10 protein-coding genes are annotated in these 11,926 nt (G+C 58.9%); 2 read left to right on the top strand and 8 right to left on the bottom strand.

What is annotated here, in order from left to right; all coding sequences use genetic code 11:
* Positions 1-2: 2 nt before the first annotated feature.
* The 3 genes from zapE to RYA97_RS12395 all read right to left on the bottom strand — a co-directional run bounded on the left by zapE (position 3) and on the right by RYA97_RS12395 (position 3,178).
* The gene (gene zapE / locus RYA97_RS12385) at positions 3-1,097 is read right to left on the bottom strand and encodes a cell division protein ZapE (RefSeq protein ID WP_002555066.1); all 1,095 of its coding nucleotides are present in this window, start codon (positions 1,095-1,097) and stop codon (positions 3-5) included.
* Positions 1,098-1,159: 62 nt separating this feature from the next.
* Positions 1,160-2,509 carry a tryptophan--tRNA ligase gene (locus RYA97_RS12390; protein ID WP_057405157.1) on the bottom strand — a complete coding sequence of 450 codons (1,350 nt, stop codon included), beginning with the start codon at positions 2,507-2,509 and terminating at the stop codon, positions 1,160-1,162.
* 39 nt (positions 2,510-2,548) lie between these two features.
* Entirely contained in the window at positions 2,549-3,178 is a 630-nt protein-coding gene (locus tag RYA97_RS12395; RefSeq protein ID WP_316882612.1) for an alpha/beta hydrolase, read from the bottom strand.
* Positions 3,179-3,323: 145 nt separating this feature from the next.
* On the opposite strand from RYA97_RS12395, the gene RYA97_RS12400 reads away from it, so the two are divergent.
* Positions 3,324-3,767: a YhcB family protein gene (locus tag RYA97_RS12400; RefSeq protein WP_004656562.1), complete on the top strand. Its 444-nt coding sequence runs from the start codon at positions 3,324-3,326 to the stop codon at positions 3,765-3,767.
* A 202-nt stretch (positions 3,768-3,969) separates the two neighbouring features.
* Here RYA97_RS12400 and cysN read toward each other — a convergent pair whose 3' ends face one another.
* The 3 genes from cysN to RYA97_RS12415 form a co-directional block, all read right to left on the bottom strand.
* Positions 3,970-5,868 carry a sulfate adenylyltransferase subunit CysN gene (gene cysN / locus RYA97_RS12405; RefSeq protein ID WP_005744998.1) on the bottom strand — a complete coding sequence of 633 codons (1,899 nt, stop codon included), beginning with the start codon at positions 5,866-5,868 and terminating at the stop codon, positions 3,970-3,972.
* Positions 5,869-5,878: 10 nt separating this feature from the next.
* Positions 5,879-6,796 carry a sulfate adenylyltransferase subunit CysD gene (cysD, locus tag RYA97_RS12410; RefSeq protein ID WP_002555071.1) on the bottom strand — a complete coding sequence of 306 codons (918 nt, stop codon included), beginning with the start codon at positions 6,794-6,796 and terminating at the stop codon, positions 5,879-5,881.
* Positions 6,797-6,949: 153 nt separating this feature from the next.
* A complete protein-coding gene (locus tag RYA97_RS12415; protein ID WP_002555072.1) occupies positions 6,950-7,708 on the bottom strand; it encodes a Nif3-like dinuclear metal center hexameric protein in 759 nt (252 codons plus the stop codon).
* 111 nt (positions 7,709-7,819) lie between these two features.
* Here RYA97_RS12415 and algW point away from each other — a divergent pair, with 111 nt between their 5' ends.
* Positions 7,820-8,980, top strand: coding sequence for a Do family serine endopeptidase AlgW (gene algW, locus RYA97_RS12420; RefSeq protein WP_002555073.1), 1,161 nt, complete (start codon positions 7,820-7,822; stop codon positions 8,978-8,980).
* A 489-nt stretch (positions 8,981-9,469) separates the two neighbouring features.
* On the opposite strand, the gene hisC is transcribed toward algW, so the two are convergent.
* The gene (hisC, locus tag RYA97_RS12425) at positions 9,470-10,522 is read right to left on the bottom strand and encodes a histidinol-phosphate transaminase (protein WP_005780953.1); all 1,053 of its coding nucleotides are present in this window, start codon (positions 10,520-10,522) and stop codon (positions 9,470-9,472) included.
* On the bottom strand, positions 10,522-11,868 hold the full coding sequence (gene hisD / locus RYA97_RS12430) for a histidinol dehydrogenase (protein WP_004666188.1): 1,347 nt from the start codon (positions 11,866-11,868) through the stop codon (positions 10,522-10,524). The genes hisC and hisD overlap by 1 nt, the downstream gene beginning before the upstream one ends.
* Positions 11,869-11,926: the final 58 nt, after the last annotated feature.

Below are 11,926 nucleotides of genomic sequence, written 5' to 3' on the forward strand. Positions count from 1 at the left end.
TGCTAGGGCTTGTGCGCCCGCGAGAGGAATTCGTGGGATTGCATTTCCAGCAGACGGCTCAGGGTGCGTTGAAACTCGAACATCAACCGGCCACCGGTGTACAGGTCCTTCAACTCAACCTCGGCTGAAATGATCAGCTTGACGTTGCGATCGTAGAACTCGTCGACCATGTTGATAAAACGTCGGGCGATGTCGTCGGTAGAAACGTCCATCTGCTCGACGCCACTGATCAGCACAGCATGAAATATCTTGCCCAGCTCGATGTAGTCGTTCTGGCTGCGTGGCCCGTCGCACAGCTCGCGGAAGTCGAACCAGGCCACATCATCACAGGTACGCAGGGCACGGATCTCGCGGTTTTCGATCATCAACACATCGTTTTCGATGGTTTCGGCGCAATCCGGGGTCAGGGCCTTGAAGCTTTTGCGCAGGCTTTCCTGCGCAACTTCGTTGAGCGGGAAGTGAAACAGCTCAGCCTGTTCCAGGTGACGCAGACGGTAATCGACGCCGCTGTCGACGTTGACGATGTCGGTGTTCTGTTTGATCAGCGCAATTGCAGGCAGGAAACGCGCGCGTTGCAGGCCGTCCTTGTACAAACCGTCCGGAACGATGTTGGAGGTTGCCACCAGCGTTACGCCATTTTTGAACAGTTCTTCCATCAGCGTGCCCAGAATCATGGCATCGGTGATGTCGGAAACAAAGAACTCGTCGAAACAGATAACCCGTGCCTCGTCGGAAAAACGCTTGGCGATGATCGTCAGCGGATTTCGTTCGCCCTTGAGGGTCTTCATCTCTTCGTGCACGCGCTTCATGAAGCGGTGGAAGTGCGTACGGACCTTGTCCTGAAACGGCAGCGCGTCAAAGAACGTGTCGACCAGGTAGGTCTTGCCACGGCCCACGCCCCCCCAGAAGTACAAACCCTTGACCAGGGTCGGCTCTTTCTTGCCGAACAGCTTGCCGAACAGGCCGGGCTTGCTGTCGTGAGCGGCAACCAGATCGTCATACAGGCGCTGCAAATGGCGCACAGCGTTTTCCTGCGCGGCATCGTGAAAGAAGTCCGGGCGTTTCAGATCAGATTGATATCGTTCTAGGGGCGTCATAATTCGTTAGCAAGGCAACAAAAACGGGTCGTCACTGTAGCGACGCCCCCGGGGATTGGCAATCAGTCCTGTTGAGGAGCAAGTGCCAGCTTAAGGGTTTGAATCGCGTTGTCGCGCGCGATGGCATCGGCGAACTCCGGGCTATCGGCTACACACTCGCCGTCCAGCCACAGCGTGAAACCATTGGCTTCACTGCGCAGATCCAGCTCACCACCCTGCTGCAACTGCTTGCTGGCGATGCCGGCCGCCTTGCCGTCGGCAAAATTGCGCGACAACAGCAGCTGCTCGCCATCGGCGGCCAGCAGGCGGAAACGGAAGCTGCCGTCGTCTTCACGGAAACTAACGAAACGCGCGCCCTTGGTGGCCTTTTTCTTGCCGGTATCGGCGTTTTGCACCGTGGCGTGGAACGAGCGCAGACCCACCGCCTCACGCAGTTCCTCCAGAAACGGCGTGGCAACCCGACGTGCCTTCTGCGCGCCGGCGAGCAGGATATCTTCGAGATCGGCAGGACGCTCGATCAGCCTCAGATATTTTTCACGGGGCTCGCTCAATTGCGCATCCAGCAAGGTGAACAGACGATTCTTCGCTTCGCCCCAGCCCAGACCCTGCAATAGATCGGAACGGAATTCAGCGCACTGCTCTGCCGTCGAAAACGCTTGATACAGGGTGAACAGGTGCGAGGTGTCCGGATCCTTCGCTTCACCCGGCGCGCGCGAGTCGGTGACGATGCGCGATATGGCGCTTTTCATCTCCTTGGCGCTGCTGAACAACGGAATGGTGTTGTCGTAGCTTTTCGACATCTTGCGCCCGTCCAGACCGGGTAGCGTGGCGACGCTCTCTTCGATCAAGGCCTCGGGCATGACAAAGAATTCCTTGCCATTGCCAAACAGGTGATTGAACCGCTGGCCGATGTCGCGGGCCATTTCAACGTGCTGGATCTGGTCGCGCCCCACAGGAACCTGATGCGCATTGAACATCAGAATGTCAGCAGCCATCAGTACCGGATAGCTGTACAGTCCCATGGTGATGCCCGCATCCGGGTCCTCGCCACCTTCGACGTTCTTGTCCACTGATGCCTTGTAGGCGTGCGCGCGATTAAGCAGGCCCTTGGCCGCCACGCAGGTGAGCAGCCAGGTCAGTTCCGGGATCTCTGGAATGTCCGACTGGCGATAGAAGGTCACACGATCAACGTCCAGGCCAGCTGCCAGCCAGGTCGCAGCGATTTCCAGACGCGAGCGCTGAATGCGCAGCGGGTCATCGCATTTGATCAACGCGTGGTAGTCGGCCAGAAAGTAGAACGAGTCGAAATCGCTCTGACGGCTGGCGACAATGGCCGGGCGAATCGCGCCCGCGTAGTTACCCAGATGGGGAGTGCCGGTGGTCGTGATACCGGTCAGGATACGAGTGGTCATGGCAGGTCGCTTATCTAAAGGATGCAATACGGGCTGCAATCAGTTGGAAAGTCGCGGCAGAAGCAGATCTTTCAGATCGGTCAGCTTGCCGTGAAAAAAGTGTCCGCATTCTGCCACTTTCAGCAGCTCATGGGGGCGTTGCAGCGCGGCCGACCACGCATAGACCGTTTCAGGATCGATCACTTCATCGTCTTCTGGCTGAATGATCGTCAGCGGGCAGGCTTGCGGCAAGACGCTTTGATCCTTGAGCCGCGAGGCCGCTGCAGCAATCAGAAACAAATGCGTCAGTTTTTCGCCCTGCCCTTCAAGGCGACCACCCAGGTTGGCGGCAACGTAGCCACCGAAAGAAAAACCGAACAGGGTCATGGGCAGATCAGGATGTTGCGCACGCAGCCACTTGGCGGCAGCCTGGGCATCATCGATCTCACCTGGCCCGGCGACCGACGTACCGGCACTGGCACCGACACCGCGATAATTGAAGCGTAAGGTGATCAGACCTTGATCCCTTGCGGTACGCTGCAACGTCGAAACGACTTTATTGAGCATCGTTCCGCCCTGTATCGGGTTAGGATGGCAGATCAGTGCAACGCCTCGGGCGTCGGGTACATCCTGATACAGCGCTTCGAGCTGGCCTTCTGGGCCATCGATAAATAATGGGGTTTCACGCATGAGCAAAACAGAACTCCGTGACCTCGAAATGGGTCGACTCGTCTAGCTGATTGTCTGCGGCTTGCATATCAACGATACGTCGCGGGTATACAGCGCAGGTTCCAGCCGTTAACGTAAAGCAAAGCCGTTTATAGAGGAAGGACTCGTGGAACACTCGCTCTTAGTCTGGTTGTTGCCGACGCTCGCCCTGGTGGCCGGTGTCGTCATTGGTTTTCTGGTAGCACGCCTGCTGCCCAACACCGTTCCGAACAGCACCCAGCGCCAGCTGGACAACATTCAGGAGCGCTTCGACACCTATCAGAACGAGGTAGTCACGCACTTCAACAGCACGGCCAATCTGGTACAGAAGCTTTCGCAGAGCTATCAGGATGTTCAGGAACACCTTGCCGAGGGCGCCAACCGTCTGGCTCTCGACGAGCTGACCCGCCAACGCTTGCTGGCCGCCCTGCACCCTGAGGCCAATCATGCGCACCGCGATCATCGCGACCGCCTGACCCCTCCGCGCGACACCGAAACACCCAAGGACTACGCCCCCAAGTCGCCCAACACGCCTGGAATGCTGGATGAGCATTACGGCCTGAAAAGGTAAGGATTCACAGCCACACAAAAGCCCGCTGGCGAGAAAATCTCCAGCGGGCTTTTTTGTGCCGTACCCCTTCGCGAGCAATGCGGATTGCCACGCCGGTCGCTCCCACAAGATCGTGCGTGCGCACCATTGTGGGAGCGAGCTTGCTCGCGAAGAGGCCAATGCAGGCGCTGAAAACCATTGGGCTTTCACGCCTGCATGCGTATCAGATCGCGCCGCGGCTGCGCAGCAGATCCAGCACCTGTTTAACGCTTTCTTCCAGGTTGAGTGTCTGCGTGTCGATCACCAGATCGGCATTCAGCGGCACGTCATACGGAAAGGACTCGCCAGGAATGTTGTCGCCATCAGCGGCATACAGGCCTTGCGGGTCACGCTCGCGGCAGACTGCTGGCGACGCCTGAACATAGACGGTCAGCAGACGATCCTTGCCGATCAGCGCCTTGGCGCGCTCACGGCCCTCGGCATCCGGCGCCACAAAGGCAGCCAGGGTCAGCAGGCCCGCTTCGTTGAACTGGCGCGCCACGTGGGCAGCACGGCTCCAGTTCTCGGTACGCCCGGCACGGTCCTGTGGCAAGCCCTTGTTCAGGTCATGACGCAGGTTCTGACCGTCCAGCACATAGACCGCACGGCCCATGTCGAACAACTTACGCTCGACCGCATACGCCAACGTACTTTTGCCTGCGCCGGACAGGCCGCTGAACAATACGGTAGCCGGCTGCTGACCGAAACGCTGCGCACGCTCTTCAGTAGAGACGTGGGCCAGCTCGCCATGATGCTGCGAGCCACCGCCTGAAACCGGCTTGGCAATGATCATGCCCGCTGCCACAGTGCCATTGGTCAGACGATCGATGACGATGAACGAGCCAGTGGTGGGGTTTCTGTCATAGCCGTCCAGCGCGATGGGCGCATCGAGGCTGACTTTGACGCGTCCGATCTCGTTCAACTGCAACGAGCTGGCAGGGCCTTCCTGCAGCGTGTTCACATCGACCCGATGAGTAATGCTGGCAATAGAGCCCGGCACATAGCTGGTAGCGCGCTTGATGTCGTACTTCTTGCCCGGCAGCATGGGCTCTTCGGCCATCCACACCAGCATCGCGTCGAACGCATCGCTGACCTGTGGGACGTTGTCGGCATGCACCAGCAGATCACCGCGGGAAATGTCGATCTCGTCTTCCATGGTCAGCGTCACGGCCTGCCCCGGACCGGCCTGCTCCAGCTCGCCTTCAAAAGTGACGATGGACTTCACACGGCTGCTCTTGCCCGACGGCAGCACGACGATCTCGTCGCCCTTGTGCACGATACCGCTGGCCAGCGTACCGGCGAAACCGCGGAAGTTCAGGTTGGGACGGTTGACGTACTGCACCGGGAATCGCAGGTCCGCATAGTTGCGGTCGCTGGCAATTTCGACGGTCTCGAGAATTTCCATCAGCGACTGGCCGGTGTACCAGGGCGAACGCTCGCTCTTGTTCACCACGTTGTCGCCCTTGAGCGCCGACATTGGAACAAACGCCATGGTGGTCGGCTTGAACGCGATACCCTCGGCGAACTTCAGGTAATCGGCCTTGATCGACTCGAACACGCCCTCATCGAAGCCGTTGAGGTCCATCTTGTTGATGGCGACGACGATGTGCTTGATACCCAGCAGAGAGGCGATATAGCTGTGACGACGGGTCTGGGTCTGCACGCCATAGCGCGCGTCCACCAGAATGATCGCCAGGTCACAGGTCGAAGCGCCGGTGGCCATGTTACGGGTGTACTGCTCATGGCCCGGCGTATCGGCAATGATGAACTTGCGCTTGGCCGTGGAGAAATAGCGATAGGCAACATCGATAGTGATGCCCTGCTCCCGCTCGGCCTGCAGACCATCCACCAGCAACGCCAGATCGACGTCATCGCCGGTGGTGCCGGACTTCTTCGAGTCCCGGGTGATGGCTTCAAGATGATCTTCATAGATCATCTTCGAGTCATGCAGCAGACGCCCGATCAGCGTGCTCTTGCCGTCATCGACGTTGCCACAGGTAAGAAAGCGCAGCATTTCCTTGCGTTCGTGCTGGCCCAGATAGGCGAGGATGTCCTCGCTGATCAAATCAGATTGATGCGACATGTGACACCCCTTAGAAATAACCCTGACGTTTCTTTTCTTCCATCGAGCCGGCACCGTCATGGTCAATGACCCGGCCCTGGCGTTCGGAAGTTCGTGTCAGCAGCATTTCCTGAATGATGTCGGTCAGGCTGGTCGCTTCGGACTCGACAGCACCGGTCAGCGGGTAGCAACCCAGCGTGCGGAAACGGACCTTTTTCTTGACGATGCGCGACTTCTCTTCATCGGTGAGATGCTCGAGGATGCGCTCGTCGTCGATCATGATCAGCGTACCGTTCTTCTCGATCACGTCGCGCTCGGCGGCGAAGTACAGCGGCACGATAGGGATGCCTTCAAGGTAGATGTACTGCCAGATGTCCAGCTCGGTCCAGTTGGAGAGCGGGAACACCCGGATAGACTCGCCTTTGTTGACGTTGCCGTTATAGACATTCCACAGCTCGGGGCGCTGGTTTTTAGGGTCCCACCGATGTTTGCTGTCGCGGAACGAATAGACGCGTTCCTTGGCCCGGGACTTTTCTTCGTCGCGCCGGGCACCGCCGAAAGCGGCATCAAAACCATGCTTGTCGAGCGCCTGCTTCAGGCCCTCGGTCTTCATGATGTCGGTATGTTTGGCGCTGCCGTGGGTGAAGGGGTTGATGCCCTGCGCCACACCATCGGGGTTGATGTGAGTGATCAGGTCCAGGCCCATTTCCTCGACCATCTTGTCGCGAAAACGATACATCTCCTGGAATTTCCAGCGAGTATCGACGTGCATGACCGGAAACGGCAATTTACCGGGGAAGAATGCCTTGCGCGCCAGGTGCAGCATCACGGCCGAATCCTTGCCGATCGAGTACAGCATCACCGGGTTATCGAACTCGGCGGCGACCTCGCGGATGATGTGGATGCTTTCCGCCTCCAGCTGTTTCAGATGCGTCAGTTTGTCAACCATGGCTACTCACGGATTGCGTTCGTTATGGACCGGGAAACCCCGGGGCGGCCTGCGGGCCGTATTCGAGCCGAGCACTTTAACATGCGTGATATCGCTAATCAGCGATGCAGCTAGATCGAAACGATCTATGCATATGCCCTGCTGTTTGATCGTTCAAATCGGGTTCGGGCAGTCGATGAAGATATGCTCGAGCGCAAAGCGTCGGGCCAGGTAATCACCCAGGGCCTGAACGCCATATCGCTCGGTGGCGTGATGACCGGCCGCGATGAAGCTGATGTCGTTCTCCCGTGCGCTGTGGAATGTCTGCTCCGACGCTTCGCCACTGAGGAACAGATCGACGCCTTCCAGCACTGCCTGATCAATGTAGTTCTGACCACCGCCCGTGCACCAGCCGACACGGCGAATCATCTGACTGCCTTCGATGAGCAATGGCTCACGCCCCAGCGCATCCTGCACGCGACGGGCAAAATCCCGCGGCGTCATGGGTTCGGACAACGAACCGATCAAGCCGACCACTCGCGAATTTTCGGGGTCCAGCGGGCCTTCGACAGTGATGTCCAACTGACGTGCCAGCTGCACGTTATTGCCCACTTCAGGGTGCACGTCCAGCGGCAGGTGGTAGGCAAGCAGGCTGATGTCGTGCTTGAGCAGAGTTTTCAGGCGACGCTGCTTCATGCCGACAACACAGGGGTTTTCGCCTTTCCAGAAATAACCGTGATGGACCAGAATCAGATCAGCCTGAGCCTCTACGGCAGCGTCCAGCAATGCCTGGCTGGCCGTCACGCCGCTGACGATGCGCATCACTTGAGGCCGACCCTCGACCTGAAGGCCATTAGGGCAATAATCCTGAATCCGGGCACTGTTCAGATAGCGGTCGGCTTCTTCGACCAGGGTGCTCAGGGCAACAGCCATAAAAGACTCCTAAATATGCAGTTCAGAGCTGCGTTGTACTCGTATAATGCCCGCCATTATGGCGCACCCGTGGCAAAACTTTCTGCGCCCGCAACCATCAGGACTTGTTAAATGTTCAAGGCACTGCGTTTTTTCGGCTGGCCATTGCTGGCTGGCGTGCTTATCGCCATGCTGATTATTCAGCGCTATCCGCAGTGGGTAGGCCTGCCGAGCCTGGATGTCAATCTGCAACAGGCTCCGCAGACCACCAACGTCATGCAAGGTCCGTCGTCCTATGCCGATGCGGTCATTGCCGCAGCGCCCGCGGTGGTCAACCTCTACACCACCAAGATGGTCAACAAGGGCAACAACCCGCTTTTCGAAGACCCGCAGTTCCGGCGCTTCTTCGGCGACAACACGCCCAAGCAGAAGCGCATGGAGTCGAGCCTTGGCTCTGGCGTCATGATGAGCCCCGAAGGCTACATACTGACCAATAACCACGTCACCACAGGCGCGGACCAGATCGTGGTGGCGCTAAAAGACGGCCGCGAAACCATTGCCCGGGTCATCGGCAATGACCCGGAAACCGATCTGGCGGTGCTCAAGATCGATTTGAAAAACCTGCCCGCGATTACTATCGCGCGCTCTGACAGCATCCGCATCGGCGATGTTGCGCTGGCGATCGGCAACCCGTTCGGGGTCGGCCAGACCGTGACCATGGGGATCATCAGTGCCACCGGGCGCAATCAATTGGGCCTCAACACTTATGAAGACTTCATTCAGACCGATGCGGCCATCAACCCGGGTAACTCGGGCGGTGCGCTGGTAGACGCCAGCGGCAATCTGATCGGTATCAATACCGCGATTTTTTCCAAGTCCGGCGGCTCCCAGGGCATCGGCTTCGCTATTCCGACCAAATTGGCAATGGATGTCATGAAGTCGATCATCGAGCACGGTCAGGTCATTCGTGGCTGGCTGGGCATCGAAGTTCAACCGCTGACCCAGGAACTGGCCGAGTCATTCGGGCTGAAGGATCGTCCCGGAATCGTTGTGGCGGGTATCTTCCGCGATGGACCGGCGCAGAAAGCCGGGCTGCAACTGGGTGATGTGATTCTGAGCATCAATGGCGAACCCGCTGGCGACGGTCGTCGCTCGATGAACCAGGTGGCGCGCACCAAACCTAAGGACAAGATTGCTATCGACGTGATGCGCAACGGCAAGGAGATGCGCTTGAGCGCCGAGGTCGGCCTGCGCCCCCCACCTGCACCGACACCTGCCGCAGCGCCGGAGTGATGCGCCATTACCTGAAAGTGCGGTACAGCACAGATCTGTGACGCCGGGAATAAAGGGCATCCGGGCTTCTGCCCGAAGGGCGTGGGGGGCGAGCTTGCTCGCGAAGAAAGTGTTTCAATCGATGCATTTTCGGCGCTTGTGCAGGCCCTTTCGCGAGCAAGCTCGCTCCCACAGGTCCGGAGTGTTTCAAGCCATGCGAGACACTCACACAGGTCCGGGTTGTTTCAAGCCATGTGGATGCTCTGCGGCAGCGATGATCTTGTGGGAGCGAGCTTGCTCGCGAAGGCGGATTACCTGATCAATGGAGTTTCAGCGGCTGCACGGGCTTCTTCGCGAGCAAGCTCGCTCCCACGGACCCGGAATGTTTTCGAGCCATTTGGATTACTCACATAGGTCGGCGGTGTTTCCAGGCCATGCGGATGCTCTGCGGCATCAATGATCCTGTGGCAGCGCAAGGTCAGCCCGTTTTCGGGCTGACCGATCCGCGTCTCAGATATCGCTCAACCCTTCCAGCAACGCCTGATGCTGCTCTGGCGTGCCGATGCTGATGCGCAGGAACTGGGCGATTCGCTGCTGTTTGAAGTGGCGAACGATGACGCCCTGCTCGCGCAGTTTCGCAGCCAGGGCTGCAGCATCGTGTTGCGGGTGGCGGGCGAAGATGAAGTTCGCTGCCGAAGGCAGCACTTCGAAGCCTTTGCCCTGCAACTGTTCGACCAGCGCCTCGCGACTTTCGATGACCTTGTTGCGGGTCGACTCGAAGTGCTCGCGGTCCTCGAAAGCTGCCGCACCACCCACATTGGCCATACGGTCCAGCGGATAGGAGTTGAAGCTGTTCTTGACCCGCTCCAGCGCTTCGATCAGATCAGAATGCCCCACCGCCAGGCCGACACGCAGACCGGCCAGCGAGCGCGACTTTGACAAGGTCTGAGTGACCAGCAGGTTCGGGTAGCGATCAACCAGCGTGATCGCGGTCTCGCCACCAAAGTCGATGTACGCTTCGTCAACGACGACCACTGAATCCGGGCTGGCCTTGATAATCTGCTCGACCTTGTCCAGACCGAGCAGGCAACCGGTCGGTGCATTCGGGTTAGGGAAAATGATCCCGGCATTGGGTCTGGCGTAGTCTTCGGCACGAATCTGGAACTGATCATCCAGCGCGATCATTTCGTAATCGATCCCGTACAGACCGCAGTAGACCGGATAGAAGCTGTAGCTGATGTCCGGAAACAGCAGCGGAGCATCGTGCTGAAACAAGGCGTGAAAGATGTGCGCCAGCACTTCGTCTGAACCGTTGCCCAGGAACACCTGATTGGGCTGCACCTTGTAGTAATCGGCGACAGCATGCTTGAGCAGGTCGCTGTTGGGGTCCGGGTACAGACGCAAGTCGTCGGTCAGCGCGGCACGCATGGCCTCGACAGCCTTGGGCGACGGGCCATACGGGTTTTCATTGGTATTGAGCTTGACCAGCCGGGTCAGCTTCGGCTGCTCGCCCGGCACATAAGGCACCAGATCGCTGACGAAAGGACTCCAGAATTTGCTCATTATTTGCCGTCCTCTGTATTGCCTGCTTTCCAGTCGGGATCAGTAATTCGATATTCAGCACTGCGGGCATGGCCGCTCAGGGATTCGCCACGAGCCAGCACCGACGCTGTCTTGCCCAGCTCGGACGCACCCTGCGGCGAGCAGTAGATGATAGACGAGCGCTTCTGAAAATCGTACACGCCCAGCGGCGAGGAAAAACGCGCCGTGCCGGAGGTCGGCAGTACGTGGTTGGGACCTGCGCAGTAGTCGCCCAGTGCTTCGGAGGTGTGGCGCCCCATGAAGATCGCACCCGCATGGCGGATCTGCGGCAGCCAGGCTTCCGGATCGGCGACCGACAATTCAAGGTGCTCAGGCGCAATGCGATTGGCAACTTCGATGGCTTGCGCCATGTCTGCCACTTTTATCAATGCGCCGCGACCGTTGATCGACGTTTCGACGATAGCCGCGCGCTCCATGGTTGGCAGCAGACGCGTGATACTGGCGGCAACCTTGTCGAGAAAATCGGCATCCGGGCTGACCAGAATGGCCTGGGCATCTTCGTCGTGCTCGGCCTGGGAAAACAGGTCCATGGCAATCCAGTCAGGATCGGTCTGACCGTCACACACCACCAGAATCTCGGAAGGACCGGCGATCATGTCGATCCCGACCTGGCCGAATACGTGGCGCTTGGCGGTGGCCACATAAATATTCCCGGGGCCGACAACCTTATCGACCTTTGGCACGCTTTCAGTGCCGTAGGCCAGCGCTGCCACAGCTTGCGCACCACCGATGGTGAACACCCGGTCGACACCCGCAATACAGGCAGCGGCCAGCACCAGTTCGTTGATTTCGCCACGCGGCGTCGGCACGACCATGACCACTTCGGTCACGCCTGCCACTTTGGCCGGAATGGCATTCATCAATACCGAAGACGGGTACGAGGCTTTGCCACCGGGCACATACAGGCCTGCGCGGTCCAGCGGCGTGACCTTCTGGCCCAGCACCGTGCCATCGGCCTCGGTGTAGCTCCAGGAATCCTGTTTCTGCTTTTCGTGGTAGCTGCGCACACGCTCGGCGGCTTTTTCCAGCGCCTCGCGCTGGACCGGCGTGATGCGGGTCAATGCCAGTTCCAAGCGCTCGCGAGGCAGAATCAGGTCGGCCATCGACGCGACCTGCAGCCCGTCAAACTTCTGGGTGAACTCGACCAACGCCTCGTCGCCGCGCTCACGTACCGCCTTGATGATGTCGAGCACGCGCTGGTTGACCGAGTCGTCAGACACGCTTTCCCAGCTCAGCAGGTGATCCAGATGTCGTGCGAAATCCGGGTCAGCAGCGTCGAGTCGGCGAATTGCAGTGGGCGTGGTCATAGCGGGGGCCTCAATAATTGGCGGATGCTCAGGAGCCTAAAGCTACCAAGCTATCCGC

It is taken from the genome of Pseudomonas syringae group sp. 26L6 (assembly GCF_032587815.1).
Lineage (GTDB): Bacteria > Pseudomonadota > Gammaproteobacteria > Pseudomonadales > Pseudomonadaceae > Aquipseudomonas > Aquipseudomonas amygdali.